Annotated in this window: 12 protein-coding genes and 1 tRNA gene; 2 read left to right on the top strand and 11 right to left on the bottom strand. The window is 71.9% G+C overall.

Going from position 1 to position 15,093, the window contains the following annotated elements:
* From metG to SS2_RS14595, 4 genes are read right to left on the bottom strand one after another with little or no spacing between them, the layout of a single operon-like run.
* On the bottom strand, nt 1–1,650 hold the full coding sequence (gene metG / locus SS2_RS14580) for a methionine--tRNA ligase (protein WP_066465375.1): 1,650 nt from the start codon (nt 1,648–1,650) through the stop codon (nt 1–3).
* 36 nt (nt 1,651–1,686) lie between these two features.
* A complete protein-coding gene (locus SS2_RS14585; RefSeq protein ID WP_066465376.1) occupies nt 1,687–4,035 on the bottom strand; it encodes a DEAD/DEAH box helicase in 2,349 nt (782 codons plus the stop codon).
* A 3-nt stretch (nt 4,036–4,038) separates the two neighbouring features.
* The gene (locus tag SS2_RS14590; RefSeq protein WP_066465379.1) at nt 4,039–5,235 is read right to left on the bottom strand and encodes a PQQ-dependent sugar dehydrogenase; all 1,197 of its coding nucleotides are present in this window, start codon (nt 5,233–5,235) and stop codon (nt 4,039–4,041) included.
* Complete coding sequence (locus SS2_RS14595) at nt 5,232–6,425, bottom strand: aminotransferase class I/II-fold pyridoxal phosphate-dependent enzyme (RefSeq protein WP_066465380.1); 1,194 nt, start codon at nt 6,423–6,425, stop codon at nt 5,232–5,234. Before SS2_RS14595 ends, SS2_RS14590 begins: the two co-directional genes overlap by 4 nt.
* Before the next feature lie 90 nt (nt 6,426–6,515).
* Between SS2_RS14595 and SS2_RS14600 the strand changes: the two genes are divergently transcribed.
* On the top strand, nt 6,516–7,118 hold the full coding sequence (locus tag SS2_RS14600) for an isochorismatase family protein (RefSeq protein WP_066465381.1): 603 nt from the start codon (nt 6,516–6,518) through the stop codon (nt 7,116–7,118).
* Nucleotides 7,119–7,149: 31 nt separating this feature from the next.
* On the opposite strand, the gene rsmI is transcribed toward SS2_RS14600, so the two are convergent.
* Nucleotides 7,150–8,010: a 16S rRNA (cytidine(1402)-2'-O)-methyltransferase gene (gene rsmI, locus SS2_RS14605; protein ID WP_066465382.1), complete on the bottom strand. Its 861-nt coding sequence runs from the start codon at nt 8,008–8,010 to the stop codon at nt 7,150–7,152.
* 26 nt (nt 8,011–8,036) lie between these two features.
* On the opposite strand from rsmI, the gene SS2_RS14610 reads away from it, so the two are divergent.
* The gene (locus SS2_RS14610; protein ID WP_083942276.1) at nt 8,037–9,749 is read left to right on the top strand and encodes a dolichyl-phosphate-mannose--protein mannosyltransferase; all 1,713 of its coding nucleotides are present in this window, start codon (nt 8,037–8,039) and stop codon (nt 9,747–9,749) included.
* Between the two features lie 121 nt (nt 9,750–9,870).
* On the opposite strand, the gene SS2_RS14615 is transcribed toward SS2_RS14610, so the two are convergent.
* The 6 genes from SS2_RS14615 to SS2_RS14640 form a co-directional block, all read right to left on the bottom strand.
* Nucleotides 9,871–10,977 (bottom strand): fatty acid desaturase family protein, encoded by a 1,107-nt coding sequence (locus SS2_RS14615; protein WP_066465862.1) that lies wholly within the window; start codon nt 10,975–10,977, stop codon nt 9,871–9,873.
* Nucleotides 10,978–11,193: 216 nt separating this feature from the next.
* Nucleotides 11,194–11,484, bottom strand: a complete 291-nt coding sequence (locus SS2_RS14620) for a DUF1905 domain-containing protein (protein WP_066465383.1) — start codon at nt 11,482–11,484, stop codon at nt 11,194–11,196.
* Nucleotides 11,485–11,639: 155 nt separating this feature from the next.
* Nucleotides 11,640–11,715: transfer RNA gene (locus SS2_RS14625), tRNA-Ala, on the bottom strand.
* 131 nt (nt 11,716–11,846) lie between these two features.
* Complete coding sequence (locus tag SS2_RS14630) at nt 11,847–12,752, bottom strand: hypothetical protein (protein ID WP_157607364.1); 906 nt, start codon at nt 12,750–12,752, stop codon at nt 11,847–11,849.
* 433 nt (nt 12,753–13,185) lie between these two features.
* Nucleotides 13,186–13,833 (bottom strand): GNAT family N-acetyltransferase, encoded by a 648-nt coding sequence (locus SS2_RS14635; RefSeq protein ID WP_439646330.1) that lies wholly within the window; start codon nt 13,831–13,833, stop codon nt 13,186–13,188.
* A gap of 2 nt (nt 13,834–13,835) precedes the next feature.
* Complete coding sequence (locus SS2_RS14640) at nt 13,836–15,086, bottom strand: molybdopterin molybdotransferase MoeA (protein ID WP_066465865.1); 1,251 nt, start codon at nt 15,084–15,086, stop codon at nt 13,836–13,838.
* Nucleotides 15,087–15,093 lie beyond the last annotated feature (7 nt).

Here is a 15,093-nt window from a genome sequence, read left to right on the forward strand (position 1 = left end):
TCAGGCCTTGGCGGCGTCGTCCAGCCGCGGGAAGAGCGAGGGCACCTTGGTCACCTGCGTGCCTGGGGCCAGCGACCCGAAGGTCGCAGCGCTGGCCACCGGCTGGTCGGCGAGCAGGCCGAGCTGCTCCGCTCCGCCCAGCGACGTCCACAGGCCTTCTGCCGCCTTGGGGATGACCGGGTTGAGCAGGATCGCCAGGGTGCGCAGCGCCTCGGCCGCGGTGACCAGGATGGTCGCCAGGCGGCCGCCCTCCACGCCCAGGCCGTCCTCGCCGGTCTCACCGGGGAGCTTGGCGACCTTCCACGGCTCGGTCTCGGTGAGGTACATGTTCGTGGCGTCCACGAGGGTCCACACCGCGTTGATCGCCTCGTTCGGGGAGATCCGGTCGATCGCGGCCTCGGCGTCGGCCACGGCCTTGGCGGCGACGGCCGCGAGCGCGGTCTCGGCGTCCCCGAGGGTCCCGGTCCGCGGCAGCGTGCCGCCGAAGTTCTTGACGATCATCGCCGCGACCCGCGAGGCGAGGTTGCCGAAGCCGTTGGCCAGCTCGGCGTTGTAGCGCGCGGCCAGGTCCTCCCAGGAGAAGGAGCCGTCCTGGCCGAAGGGGATCGCGCGCATGAAGTAGTAGCGGAAGGCGTCCGAGCCGAACTCGTCGATGATCTGGCTCGGGGCGATGCCGGTGAGCTTGGACTTGCTCATCTTCTCCCCGCCCACCAGCAGCCACCCGTGCGCGAACACCGTCGTGGGCAGGGGCAGCCCGGCGGCCATGAGCATGGCCGGCCAGATCACCGCGTGGAAGCGCAGGATGTCCTTGCCCACCAGGTGCACGTTCGCCGGCCACAGCTCAGCGAAGCGGGCCTGGTCGGCCGGGTCGTCGGAGTCGAGCCCGACGGCGGTCGCGTAGTTGAGCAGCGCGTCGAACCACACGTACAGCACGTGGGTGGGGTCCCACGGGATGGGGATGCCCCAGTCGAAGGTGTTGCGGGAGATCGACAGGTCCTGCAGCCCGCCCTTGACGAAGGCGAGCACCTCGTTGCGGGCGCTGGCCGGCTGGACGAACTCGGGGTGCTCCTCGTAGAGGGCGAGCAGCCGGTCGGCGTACGCGCTCATCTTGAAGAAGTAGTTCTGCTCGGAGAGCATCTCCACCGGCTTGGAGTGGATCGGGCAGAGCTTGAGGCCCTCGTACTCCCCCGTCCCGTCGACGAGGTCGCCGGGGAGCTTGTACTCCTCGCAGCCCACGCAGTACGGGCCCTCGTAGGAGCCGGCGTAGATCTCACCCTTGTCGTGCAGGTCCTGGATGAAGGCCTGGACCCGCTCGGTGTGGCGCGGCTGGGTGGTGCGGATGAAGTCGTCGTTGCGCGCGTCCAGGGTCTCCAGGACCGGCTTCCAGGACGACTCCACGAGGCGGTCGGCCCACTCCTGGGGGGTGACCCCGTTCTCCTCGGCGGTACGCATGACCTTCTGACCGTGCTCGTCGGTCCCGGTGAGGAACCACACGTTCTCCTGCCGCTGGCGGTGCCAGCGGGTGAGGACGTCCCCGGCGACCGTGGTGTACGCGTGCCCGATGTGCGGGGCGTCGTTCACGTAGTAGATCGGCGTGGTGAGGTAGAAGGACTGCGCCCCAGCGGGCGCTGCGTTCTCGTCGTGAGCCATGCAGCCCATGTTAAGGCGTCCGGCGGCTCGTGCCGGTCAGCGGTCGTCGTCGTGGACAGCGCCGATGCTCGCCTCGAGCTCGTCCCACACGGGCCCGTAGCCGAGCCGGGCCTGCTCGGCGGTGACCACCTGACGGGCAAGCTGGGCCTCGCTCACGTCGACCGCGCGCACAGCCCCCGCAGCCAGGCTCGACTCGCGGACGTAGGCGTCAAAGAGCCGGGACTTCTCGGTGAGGAGCTCGCGGATCCGCTCGTCGACGCTGTCCTCGGCGAGCAGCCGGTGCACCCGGACGGTGCGGACCTGCCCCATCCGGCGGACCCGGGCGACAGCCTGGTCCTCCGCGGCTGGGGTGAGGGCGGGCTCGCAGAGCACCACCACGCTCGCGGCCTGGATGTTGAGCCCCACCCCGCCGGCCTGGATCTGGGCGACGAGCACGGCGCCCGCCGGGGCGGCGGTGAAGTCGTCGACGACCTGCTGGCGGCCGGCGGCAGGGACGTCCCCGGTGATCGGGCCGTGCACGGGGTGCCCCTCGCTCGCGGCGGTGGCTGCCACCAGCTCGATCACCTGCCGGAAGAAGGAGAAGACGACAACCTTGTGCCCGTTCTCGGCTGCGTCGGCGAGGATCTCCACGAGCCGTCCGAGCTTGCTCGACTCGGCGGGGTCCGCGGTGGCGAAGGCCGCCCGGCGCATGGCCATGAGGTTGCCCGAGGCCACGGCGCCGGCGTAGACGGCCCGCCCGGCGGGGGTGAGCTCCTCCCACTCGTCGACCTCGACGAGGTCGGGGAGCTCCATGAGCACCTCGACCTGGTTGCGGCGCAGGTACACCCCGGACATCGTCGCGCGGAAGGCGTCCGCGCCGGCCAGCCCGACGTGTCTGGGCACCCGCTCGACGACGTCAGGCTGCAGGTGGGCCACGAGCGCGAGGAACTCCTCGAGCCGGTTCTCCATCGGCGTGCCGCTCATGTAGAGCACCCGCCAGCACCGTTCCGCCCAGGCCAGCACGTCGCGGGTGCGCCGCGCCCGCGGGTTCTTGATGAGGTGCGCCTCGTCGACGACGAGCATCGCGACGCGCGGCCCGGCGGCGGGAGCCGGCTGGTCACCGGTGGGAGCAGGTTCGGCGCCGCTCGAGGCCGGTTCGGCGCCGAGAGCGGCCGGTTCGGCGCCGAGAGCGGCCGGCGGCAGCGAGAGATGCTTGAGCCCGTCGAAGGTGGTCACCGCGACCCCGCCCTCGGCCGTCCAGTCCGCGAGCGCCTGCTCCCGGCCGCTGCCGTGCACCCGGTGCGCCGCCAGGTGGGAGTGCACACCCACCTCGCGCACCCAGCTGACCAGGACGCTGGCCGGGCACACCACGACGAAGTGGGTGTCCCCCTTGGCCGCGCAGTCGGCCATGGCGGCGATCGCCTGGACGGTCTTGCCCAGGCCCATCTCGTCCCCCAGCAGCACCCGGCCCTGGTTGAGCACGAACTTCGCACCGAAGGCCTGGTAGCCGCGCAGGTGCGCCCGCAGCAACGACTCGTCCAGCGGGTACGTGCTCACCCGCTCGGCGAGCTCGTCGGGCAGCATGCCGTGGGCCGCGGCGCTCTCGGTCACCCACGGCACGATCGTCGCGAGCACCGCGTAGTACGACGCCGCCCGCAGCTCGAAGTCGTCCCACAGCCGCACCGGCCCGGGCCCGGGGGTCGCGGCCGCCGCGCTCAGCCGGGCGACGGCGTCAGGCAGGGCGGTGCTGGCCAGCCAGGCGTCCCAGCCGGGCAGCGAGGCGAGGGCCGCCGTGGCGGCGTCCTTGGTGCGCCTGCGGCTCAGGGCGAAGCCCAGGCGCCGGGTCGCCGGGCGGGCGAGCGGCAGCAGGGAGGCCATGGCGCCGATGTAGTCGGTGAGGTCCTCACGGTGCGGCTCGACGAGCGGGCCGAGCCGGCGCACCCGCTCGAGCAGCGAGAGCAGGGTGGTGGTCGCCGCGTCGGTCGGGTCCGTCTCGATCCGGGTGGACAGGCCCGACCGGATCACGTCGGCCAGCTGCTGCGCTGCGGCGACGGCGCCGCGCGCGGTGTGCGGGCCCACGCCGTCGAGCTCCTGGAGGTCGCTCACCCGGGCCTCGAGCAGCGGCAGGACCGTCGTGTACCCGGCGTCCAGCAGCGCGCGGACCCGCAGGTTCTTGTCGGTCACCTCATTGAGCCGGTCGATGGTGATCTCGGCGAGCTCACGGCGCACCCGCACGTCACGGTCCGCCTCGACGAGCCGGATCACCTCGGCCCGCGCGCCGTCCAGCTCGGCCAGCACCGCGGCGGCCTGCTCGGCGAGGCGGTGGTGCGCGGCGACCAGGTCACGGGCCGCGCGCCCCGGCTCGGGCGGGGGCGCGCCGGCGGCCAGCCCCGGGTGAGAGATCACGGCTCAGGAAGCAGGGCTGACAGTGACGGTCAGGAGGTGGTCGTCGCCCGGTCGCGGGGCGCCGCGGCCGTCGGTGTTGTTGGTGAGCACCGCGAGCGAACCGTCCTGGGCGACGGCCACGGCGCGCAGACGCCCGTGCTCGCCGGTGAACAGCTCCTGCGGCTCGCCCACGCCGCGGGCGGCCAGCGGAACCCGCCACAGCCGTTCCCCGCGCAGCCCCGCGAGGTAGACCCCTTCGTCGGTGACGGCCAGGCCCGAGGGCGAGGCGTCCGACGTCGGCCACGTGGCCAGCGGGTCGATGAAGCCGTCGTCGGCTCCCCCGGCTCCCTCGACGTCCGGCCAGCCGTAGTTGCCGCCGGCGACGATGAGGTTGAGCTCGTCGACGGTCTGCTGGCCGAACTCCGAGGCGAACATCCGTCCGTCCGCGGCCCAGCCCAGACCCTGGACGTTGCGGTGGCCCAGGGACCACAGCGGCGAGCCGGGGACCGGGTTCCCGGCCGGGACGTCCCCGTCCGCGGTGATGCGCAGGATCTTGCCGGCGAGAGAGTCTGGGTCCTGGGACAGGTCGCTGTCCCCGGCGTCGCCGGTGGTGATGTAGAGGTAGCCGTCCGGACCGAAGGCCAGCCGGCCTCCGTTGTGGTTGCCCGCGGCGGGGATCTCGCTGACGAGGGTGGTCAGCGGCCCGAGAGTCGTCCCGTCGAGCTCGCCCCGGAGCACCTCGTTCCCCGACTCCGCACGGCGGTAGACGAAGACGTGGCTGTCCTCGGCGAAGGTCGGGGACAGCGCCACGCCCAGCAGCCCTGCCTCGCCGTCGCTGATGGTCCGGTCGGCGAGGTCGTCGGCGCCCGCGCCGGTCACCGTCGTGGGCGCGGAGCCGTCAGCGGGGACCACGAGCATCGTGCGGTCGTCGCGCTGGGTGACCAGCCAGTCGCCGTCGGGCAGCTGGGCCAGCCCCCACGGCGCGGCCAGGCCCGTCGCGGTGACGCCGGTGACCGTCGCGGTGACCACCGGGACGGGGGGCGGGTCGTCGGTGGGGACGGCCGGCTCGGTCGTGATGTCCTCCGGCTCGGTGGCCGTCGCGGTCGCCGAGGCGGCGGGCGCGGACGGGGCGGCGGACCCGCCGTCGTCGTCCGAGCAGGCCGCGAGCAGGCAGACGGCGACCGCGGTCGCGAGGACGAGGGGGCGCCGTCCGAGGGTCACAGCAGGGTCAGTCCCTTCTTCAGGCCGCGGACGGCCTGGCCGATGCGGTGCTCGTTCTCGATGAGGGCGAAGCGCACGAACTCGTCCCCGCCGGCGCCGAAGCCGACGCCGGGCGAGACCGCCACGTCGCAGGTCTCGATGACGTGCTTGGCGAACTCGATCGAGCCCATCGCCCGGTAGGGCTCGGGGATCCGGGCCCACACGAACATGGTGCCCTGCGGCTTGTCGATGGCCCAGCCGATGCGGTTCAGGCCATCACAGAGCGCGTTGCGCCGCGACTCGTAGACCTCGGACACCTCGGCCGGGAAGTCCGTGGCCTCGTTGAGGGTGACCGTCGCGGCGATCTGGATCGGCTGGAAGGTGCCGTAGTCGAGGTAGCTCTTGAGCTTGCCGAGGGCGCCGACGACGTCCTCGCGCCCGACGAGGAACGCGACCCGCCACCCGGCCATCGAGTACGACTTGGTCATCGAGTACAGCTCGACGGCGACCTCGGTCGCCCCCTCGCACTGCATGATCGACGGCGGGGTCCACCCGTCGAAGCTCATGTCGGCGTAGGCGAGGTCGTGCACGAGCACGACGTCGCGGTCCTTGGCCCAGTCCACGAGCCGCTGCAGGTCGCTCAGCTGGGCGATGGTGGTGGTCGGGTTGTGCGGGAAGGACAGCACGATCACGCGCGGCTTGGGCCAGCCCAGCTCCCAGGCCTCCATGACCCGGTCGATGAAGCCTGCGGCGTCGTCGCCGTCACCGATGGGCACCTGGCGGGCGTCCGCCCCGGCGAAGTACGGTCCCCAGATGTGGATGGGGTAGCTCGGCGTCGGCACGATGGCCGCGTCACCAGGCTGCAGCAGCACCCACATGAGGTGGCTGAAGCCCTCCTTGGCCCCGATCGTGGAGATGATCTGGGTCTCCGGGTCGAGGGTCACCCCGAAGCGGCGCTGGTAGAGGTCGGCGACGGCCTGGCGCAGCTTGGGGATGCCGCGGGAGGAGGAGTAGCGGTGGTTGCGCTGGTTGTGCGCCGCCTCGGTGAGCTTGTCCACCGCGATCTGCGGGCTTGGCAGGTCCGGGTTGCCGAAGCCGAGGTCGACGATGTCGCGCCCCTCGCGGCGCGCCGCGAGCTTGAGCGAGTCGATGATCGTGAAGACGTACGGCGGGAGGCCAGGGATGCGGCGGAACTCGATCTCACGGGGCATGGGGGAAGCGTAATACCGCCCCAGGTCACGTGCTGTGAGATCTCAGCGGCGGTTCGCCGGCCGGGGGTAGGCCAGGGATACATTGGGACCATGACGACCGTCGCCACCCACCGTGCTCTTCTCGTCGTGGACGTCCAGCCCACCTTCTGCGAGGGCGGGGCACTCGCCGTCGCCGGCGGCAACGCGACCGCCCACGCCATCGCGGCCTTCGCCCAGGCCCGCCGGGGTGACTACGACCTCGTGGTCACCACCCAGGACTGGCACGTGGACCCGGGTGAGCACTTCTCCGACACCCCGGACTTCGTCGACACCTGGCCCCCGCACGGGGTGGCCGGGACGCCCGAGGCCGAGCTGCACCCCGCCCTCGCCCAGCTCGCCCCCGAGGTCAGCGTGAAGAAGGGCGAGCACGCCGCCGCCTACTCCGGCTTCGAAGGACGCGACGGCGACGGCAACCTGCTCGCCGACATCCTGCGTGCGGAGCAGATCACCGACGTGGACGTCGTGGGCATCGCGGAGTCGCACTGCGTCAAGGCCACGGCCCTGGATGCGCTCGCCCTGGGCCTGGCGACCCGGGTGCTCACCGACCTCACCGTGCCGGTCACCGCCGACCAGGGCGCCCAGGCCCGCACGGAGCTCGCAGCGGCCGGGGTGGTGCTCGCGCAGTCTGGCGACGGCGTCCTCTCCGCTGACTGAAGGCTCCGCTGACTGAGCCGCTGGTCGCTGCTCAGCTCGTGGCGCGGGGCCCCTTGGCGGGCTTCGCTGCGAGGGCCGCGGCGTAGAGGTCACGCTTAGGCACCCCGGCCGCGGCGGCGACCTCGGCGACAGCCTCCTTGAGCCGCTCGCCGGCGTCGGCGCGGGTGAGCACCTCGGCGACGAGCTCGGCCGTGGTGGCGGTGACCCGCTCTGGGGCACCGGCCACGACGACGCAGATCTCCCCGCGCAGCTGCTCGGCGCCCGCGCGCTCGGCCAGCTCGCGCAGCCCGCCGCGGATGACCTCTTCATAGGTCTTGGTGAGCTCACGGCAGATGGCTGCCGGACGGTCGTCGCCGAAGGCGTCGGCCATCGCCGCCAGGGTCACGTCCACGCGGTGCGGGGACTCGAAGAACACCATGGTGCGGCGCTCGCCCGCGAGCAGCTCGAAGGCCCGGGCCCGCTCCCCCGGCTTGCGCGGGGGGAAGCCCTCGAAGCAGAACCGGTCGGTGGGCAGCCCGGAGACGGCCAGCGCGGTGAGCACCGCGCTAGGCCCGGGGGCGGACGTCACCGGCAGCCCGCGCTCGATCGCCCGGGTGACGATCCGGTAGCCGGGGTCGGAGACGCTGGGCATGCCGGCGTCGGTGACGATGAGCACCGTGCCGCCGTCGGCGACGACGTCGAGCAGCTCGTCGGCCCGCGCCGACTCGTTGTGCTCGTGGTAGCTGATCACCCGGCCACCGGGCTTGAGCTCGAGGCGCCCGGCCAGCGCGTGCAGGCGGCGGGTGTCCTCCGCCGCGATCACGTCCGCCTCGACGAGGAGACGGCGCAGACGCGGGGAGGCGTCGTCGACGTCGCCGATGGGTGTTCCAGCAAGAATGAGGCGGCCTGTCATGGGGCAAGCCTGCCACGTCCCCTACGATGGCTGGCGTGACGGGGACTGAGAAGGCCGACGACGCGGTCGTCGCACGGGGGCAGGACGCGGCAGCAACCGGTGGCGGTCCGACGACGCCGGGCATCCCCACGCCGGGCGCCACGCCGGGCGCCACCGAGGCCGACCTGCTCACCCGGTTGTTCTCGTCGCGCGCTCTCGCCCTGGGCACCACCGCCTCGGACCGCTTCTGGTCGTGGATGGGCCCGGCGCTGGTCGCCCTGCTCGCCGCTGTGCTGCGGCTGGTCAACCTCGGCCACCCGCGCACCCTCGTCTTCGACGAGACCTATTACGTCAAGGGCGCGTACACCCTGCTCAGCGCGGGCTTCGAGGCGGAGTGGCCGGAGGACGCCAACCCCAGCTTCGAGTCCGGCAACCAAGACATCTACCTCGACTACGCCGACTACGTGGTCCACCCGCCGGTCGGCAAGTGGATGATCGCGCTGGGCATGCGGCTCGGCGGCCCGGAGAACTCCTGGGCGTGGCGCCTGGCACCGGCGATCGTCGGGGTCGTCGCGGTGTTCCTGCTGGCCCGCACGGCCCGGCGGCTCTTCGGCTCGACGGCCTTCGGCGTGATCGCGGGGGGCCTGTTCGCGATCGACGGCGTCGCGATCGTCCACTCCCGCACCGCGCTGCTCGACGTCTTCCTCATGTTCTGGGTCGTGGTCGCCTTCGCCTGCCTGGTCGCCGACCGCAGCTGGGCACGACGCCGGCTCGCGGCGCGGGCGGCCACCCTGCTGGACTCCGGGGCAGGGCTGGGCCGGTTCGGCCCCACGCTGGGCTTCCACTGGTGGCGCTTCGCGGCGGCGGTCGCCCTCGGGCTGGCCTGCGGCACGAAGTGGTCCGGGCTGTACTTCTTCGCCGTCTTCGCGGTCGTCTCTGTGCTGTGGGACGCGACGGCTCGCCGCGCCGTCGGCGTCGAGCGCTGGGTGCTCGCCGGCCTCGTGCGCGATGCGCTACCTGCGGCTGCGGTCATGGTGCCCACGGTGGCGGCCACCTACCTCGCCTCGTGGTGGGCGTGGTTCGCCAACCCCTCCTCCTACGACCGGGACTGGTGGACCGAGCACCCGGTCGCCTACCCCGGGTGGCTGCCGGACGTCGTGGCGTCCTGGGCCGACGCGCTGCGCTCGCTGTGGGCCTATCACGAGGCGATGTGGGCCTTCCACACCACGCTGACCAGCGAGCACACCTACATGGCCAACCCGTGGGGCTGGCTGCTCCAGCTCCGTCCCACGTCCTTCTACTGGGACAAGGTCGCCGACGGCACGGGTGGCTGCGGGGCGCAGACCTGCGTGCAGGCCGTGACGTCGGTGGGCAACCCCCTCATCTGGTGGCTGGCCACGGCGGCGCTGCTGCTGGCGGTCTACATGCTCGTGCGCCGCTACGACTGGCGGGCCGGTGCGGTACTGGCCGGGCTGCTCGCCGGCTGGGTGCCGTGGCTGCTGATCACCGACCGCACCATCTTCACCTTCTACACCATCGCCTTCGCGCCGTGGATGTACCTCGCGCTCACCTACGCGCTCGTCGTCGGCTGGGAGCAGCTCTCCCACGACCCGGTCCGACGACGCCGTGCCCGGTGGGCGATCGGGGTGCTGCTGGGCGTGATCGCTGCGGTCAGCGTGTTCTTCTACCCGGTGTGGGTGGGGATGAACGTGCCGTACGAGTTCTGGCACGTGCACATGTGGATGAACAGCTGGGTCTGAGCAGCTCGTCGTCGAGCAGACAGAAAGCAGACAGAGAGGCTCGGTCCCGATGATGGGACCGAGCCTCTGGTGTCAGCGCCTCAGCGCGTCCTCAGCGCCACTCAGTGGTGCTCAGCGATGCTCAGCGCGCCGACCGGTACTGGGCGGTGAGCGGGCACTGGAAGGGGTCACGCGAGGCGATGCCGACCCGGTTGAGGTAGTCGATGACGATGCGGTAGGACTCGACGAGGGTGGTCTCGGTGTACTTGATCCCGCGCGAGGCGCAGAACTCGATGACCATCGGGCGCACCTGGCGCAGCGCCGGGCTGGGCATGGACGGGAAGAGGTGGTGCTCGATCTGGAAGTTGAGACCGCCCATGAAGACGTCCACCCAGCGACCACCGGTGATGTTGCGGCTCATGAGCACCTGACGACGCAGGAAGTCGATCTTCACGTCCGGGGCGATGACCGGCATGCCTTTGTGGTTCGGGGCGAAGGACGCCCCCATGAGCAGGCCGAACACACCGAGCTGGACGCCGAGGAAGGCGAAGCCGATGCCCACCGGCATGAGCAGGAACACTGCGGCGGCGAAGCCCACCAGGCGGATCATGACGAAGGTGATCTCGATGCCGCGGCGCTTGACCGGCTCCTTGCCGAGGATCGTCTTGAGGCCGTTGACGTGCAGGTTGAGGCCTTCGAGCAGGAGCAGCGGGAAGAACAGGTACCCCTGGTGCGCCGCGAACCAGGCGCGGACGCCGGTGGTGGGCGTCTCGAGGGTCTCGGTCTCCCAGACCAGGACGCCGTTGAGCATGTCCGGGTCGGTGCCGAGCACGTTGGGCTTCTGGTGGTGCTTGGAGTGCTTGTGCATCCACCAGCCGTAGCTGAGTCCGCCGAAGAGGTTGGCGATGACCAGGCTGGCCCAGTCGTTCCACTTGCCGGACTTGAAGATCTGGCGGTGCGCGGCGTCGTGACCGAGGAAGGCCATCTGGGTGAACAGGACGCCGAGCGCTCCGGCGATGGCAAGCTGCCACCAGGAGTCGCCGAGCAGGACCATGCCGGCGCCACACGCGGCGAGCAGGACGACCAGGGCCGTGAAGCGCGCCCAGTAGTAGGCGTAGCGGCGCCGCATGAGTCCGGTCTCTTGGACTGTGCGAGTCAGCGCGGAGAAGTCGCTCACCTGGCGCTCGCGCGCCGACAGCGGTCGCGCTTGCGTGTCGTCGGGGCCCGTCACCGTGCTGGTAGCCGTCATCATCGTCCGCTCGTCGTGGGAGACGGGCGCCAGGAACGGCGCCCTGCGGCGACTCTACGGAACCGTAGGTTAGCGATCCAGGGGGTTGTCCCCCCTATCTGGCAGTAAGTTCGTGCGGCGTCCTTATAGATGCTGGACGGTCGCCAGTCGCGTCCGCGGGCGGCTGGCGCCGCACCCGTCCTGCAGGCGGAGCGCCGGAGGAACGCTAGAGGCGCGTCAGGTGAGCCGCTGCTCGAGCCTGATCCGGACCTCGTCGCCCGCGGCATCCTTGCCGATCGCCTGACGCAGGGCTGCGCGCAGCGGGAGCCAGTGCGGCCCGCTGCCCGAGGGCATGAGCGTCGCAGCGAAGGGATGGCCGTCGATGGTCCCGGTGACCTTCACCGCCTTGCGCGTCCCCAGCAGCTCGGCCGACCCGGGGACTGTGAGAAAGGTGTCGAAGGCTCCGTCCTTCTCCAGCGGCGCAGTGAACTCGTGCTTAAGGGCGAGCGGGGTCTCCAGCAGTGCCATCGCGGTCTCCTCCCGAGCAGGTCCGACGCGGCTTGGCCGGATCGTCATCACACTAGCGGCTGACGTGCGGGACGGGGAGGCATACCCGGGAACGACTCAGGGCCGCTCTCCGAGGAGAGCGGCCCTGAGTGACGATGCTGGTGATGCTGAACTGCTGGTGGAGCTAAGGAGATTCGAACTCCTGACCTCTTCGATGCGAACGAAGCGCGCTACCAACTGCGCCATAGCCCCTCCACTCACAGGAGCGAACTCCCGAAGCGTTATCTAGGTTAGCACCACAGACAGCCTGCTGAGCACCACAGCACCGACCGGTCCGGGCAGGCCCGCGCCGACGGCAGCGGACCGACGGCGTGGGAGCACCGTCACTCCCCCGCAGCGCGGCGGCGTGCGAGAACAGAGTTGAGGTTGACTCCGAGGCTGTCGCTGGACGCCTCCGACTCGGCCGAGGCTGACGCCTCGTCCTCGGGCTGCTCGACGACGAGCGTGACCACCGCGGCGCCGTCACCGGCGGCGAGCTCGGCGCGGCGCGCCAAGGTGATCTGGGCCATCTCCGCGGTGAGCGGGGCGGGCTCCCAGCGGGGTGCCGCGGACTTCATCGTGTAGACGGGGCGCGGCACCGGGACGGAGGTCCACTCGGTGGAATCGCCCGCAGCGGCGGTCTGGACCGGGGTCGCCGAGGCGGGGGCCTCGCTCGTCGCTGCGCTGCTCCCACGCTCACGGGCGGTGGAGGCTGCGGCACCTGCGCCTGCCGGGGCAGCAGACGACGCAGCCCGCGGAGCGCTGATCGTGGCCACGAGACGAGCGCGCTCGAGCGAGGGCTCGGACGCCGCGGGCTCAGACGAGCCGGCGCCCTCGCCGGGCGGGCGCACCCGGGCGATCATCTGGGTGTGGGACTGCGAGGACTTCACGGCGCGGCCGGTCACCCGCGGGCGGACCACCGGTGCGGGGCGGCCCGCGAGCCGCACGTCGTCGGACGCAGCTGCGGCTGCGCGGCGGGCACGCTCACGGGCCTCCCACGCGGCGTCGGCCCGGGCGTTGGCGCGCACGGCGCGGCGTCCCAGAGCGAGGACGGCGAGAAGGAGCGCGGCGGGGGCGAGCACGAACCAGGCGGACAGCGCGGTGGTGGCCGCGAGCACGCCGGTGACGGCTGTGAGCAGGAGCAGGGTCACGGTGAGCAGCGCGCGGCGGCGCGCGGCAGCCGCACGACGGGCGTGCAGACCTGACCGCGCAGGGACGACCGCGAGAGTCGGGGAGATCGTGTGCTCCATGTCCTGCTCTCCTTCCGGGGGGTGGCGCCTGGGCCGCACGGTCATCCCGTGAGGCGGGGTCAAGAGTGGTGCGTTGACGCTGGACGTCGTCGTGCAGTCACCGTGGGAATGCAGCGCCACAGCGGCCGAACGTCGACCGAGCTTCCGCGTCGACGCAGTCGGAGCCGCGGCGTCCGCGGTCGCGACTGCGAGCACCCGGAGGTTCCCGGAGAACCGGTCGTTGACCCGCGATTCGAGCATCTGCTGCCGTTGGCGCAGCCGGTGCGGGACCAGGTAGGCCAACCACAGACCGACCACTGCCAGAACAGCGATGCCGGCTAGTGAGTCCACACGATGACGTTAGGTGAGGCGACTCACCCTGACGCGGACGCGCCCCGGTGTGTCGCCCGGACAAGTTACACGTGTGCAATTCTTCCACAGGCCCTCTCCCGGCTCAGCGCGAACGCCACCGGGCGAGCAGCCCACCTGGGACTTCTTCGGCTGTGAGCGCGAAGGTCCGGTGGTCGCACCAGCGTCCCTGGATGTGCAGGAACGCCACGCGCAGCCCCTCGTCACGCAGACCCAGCTTGGTCACCACGCGCAGGCTCGGCGCGTTCTCGGGGCGGATGTTCACCTCGACCCGGTGCAGACCCAGCTCCTCGAAGCAGTAGTCGGTGGCCATCGCGACAGCCGTGGGCGCGACCCCGCGCCCGGCGACGTGCTCGCTGACCCAGTACCCGATGCTCGCCGAGCACATCGAGCCGTAGGTGATGGAGGAGACCGTCAGCTGCCCCACGAGCTCGCCGTCGAGCTCGATCGCGAAGGGCAGGGTCGTGCCGTCGCGGCCTGCGGCGTCGAGCAGGCGGACGTACTCCCGGAAGGTGGGGGCGGGGCGCCGGGGCGGGGCCCCACGGGTGCCCGGACGCGCCTCGGGGATGGTCGCCTCCCACCGGTCGAGCCACACCGCGTTGTGCTCGCGCAGGTCCATCCACTCGTCGCGGTCACTGCGGACGAGCGGGCGCAGCACGAGCGCTCCACCGGGCAGGTCGCGGAGGGAGTCGTCACGCAGCGTGACCGGCCACGTCCGCGACCGCCAGCGCACGCTCACGCCTCGAGGACCAGGCAGTGCACGCGGTCGCCGAACCGCACCTCGGTGTCCCCCTCGGAGACCACGGCCAGGGCGTTGGCTCCCGCGAGCGCGGCCATGGAGAGCTCCTCCAGACGCGTGGGGTCACCGACCGGTGTCACCTGGTAACCCTCTTCGGGGGTCCCGACGAGGGTCGCCGGCACGAACTGGCGGATGCCCGCGGGGCTGCGCCAGCCGACCGCCGCGTGCGCGGCGACGGAGGGGCGGTAGATCTCGGTGTACCCGGCCATCGCCCGCAGCGCCGGGCGGACGAAGACCTCGTAGGAGATCTGCGCGGCCACCGGGTGACCGGGCAGGGAGAAGACCGGGATGGTGTCCCCGGGGGCGCCGGTGTCCACCCCGATCCCGGCGTAGAGGGTGCCCAGGCCCTGGTTGCGGCCCGGGATCATGGCGACGTGGTCGAAGCGGACCGTGCCCAGCGGGGCGAGGACGTCCTTGAGCGTGTCGTGGGAGCCTTCGCTGAGCCCCCCGGTCGTGATGAGCAGGTCGGCTCGCACCAGCTGGTCTTCGATCGCGTCGCGCAGGCGCGCCTGGTCGTCGCTGACCGGGGCGACCTGGATCGCGATCGCGCCGGCGTCCTGGACCGCGGTGCGCAGCGACGGACCGTTGGCGTCGAAGACGCCAGGCTTGTTCGAGCCGGGCTGGACGAGCTCATCGCCGACCGGGAGGATGACCACCCGCGGGGCGGGGTGGACCCGGATCCGGGCGTAGCCCAGGCTCGCGGCGAAGGCGAGCTGGCGCGCGTCGAGGCGGATGCCGGCGCGCAGCGCGACGGACCCGGCTGTGCCGTCCGCCCCCACCGCGCGGACGTTGGACCCCTGACCGAACTCGGCTGTGATCCGTACCTTGGCCTCGCCGCGGTCGGTGGCCCAGACCGGCACAAGGGTGTCGGCCCCGATGGGCATCGGGACGCCGGAGCTGAGCAGCACGCTCTGCCCGGGCACCAGACGGAAGGGTTCGTCCGCGGCAGACCACACGTCATGGATCACCGGGAGCAGGACCGGCTCCTGCGCGCTGGCGCCCACGAGGTCCTGGGCGAAGACGGCGTACCCGTCGCAGGTTGCCAGCCGGCGGGCCGGGATGTTCTCGGCGACGACGATGTCTGCCGCGAGGATGCAGCCGGCCGCATCGGTGAGCACCACGTCGAGGGCCGGGACGGGCGTGGCTACGGCGAGAACAGCAGCGAGCTGGTCCTGAACACTCTTCACCGGGGCA

This window comes from Sanguibacter suarezii NBRC 16159 (assembly GCF_001552735.1).
In the GTDB taxonomy this organism is placed as follows: domain Bacteria; phylum Actinomycetota; class Actinomycetes; order Actinomycetales; family Cellulomonadaceae; genus Sanguibacter; species Sanguibacter suarezii.

Excerpts from the sequence above, each read along its gene's own strand:
- metG (WP_066465375.1), bottom strand. The coding sequence starts at position 1,650 with ATGGCTCACGACGAGAACGCAGCGCCCGCTGGGGCGCAGTCCTTCTAC.
- SS2_RS14595 (WP_066465380.1), bottom strand. The coding sequence starts at position 6,425 with ATGCCCCGTGAGATCGAGTTCCGCCGCATCCCTGGCCTCCCGCCGTAC.
- SS2_RS14600 (WP_066465381.1), top strand. The coding sequence starts at position 6,516 with ATGACGACCGTCGCCACCCACCGTGCTCTTCTCGTCGTGGACGTCCAG.
- rsmI (WP_066465382.1), bottom strand. The coding sequence starts at position 8,010 with ATGACAGGCCGCCTCATTCTTGCTGGAACACCCATCGGCGACGTCGAC.
- SS2_RS14610 (WP_083942276.1), top strand. The coding sequence starts at position 8,037 with ATGGCTGGCGTGACGGGGACTGAGAAGGCCGACGACGCGGTCGTCGCA.
- SS2_RS14615 (WP_066465862.1), bottom strand. The coding sequence starts at position 10,977 with ATGACGGCTACCAGCACGGTGACGGGCCCCGACGACACGCAAGCGCGA.
- SS2_RS14620 (WP_066465383.1), bottom strand. The coding sequence starts at position 11,484 with ATGGCACTGCTGGAGACCCCGCTCGCCCTTAAGCACGAGTTCACTGCG.
- SS2_RS14630 (WP_157607364.1), bottom strand. The coding sequence starts at position 12,752 with ATGGAGCACACGATCTCCCCGACTCTCGCGGTCGTCCCTGCGCGGTCA.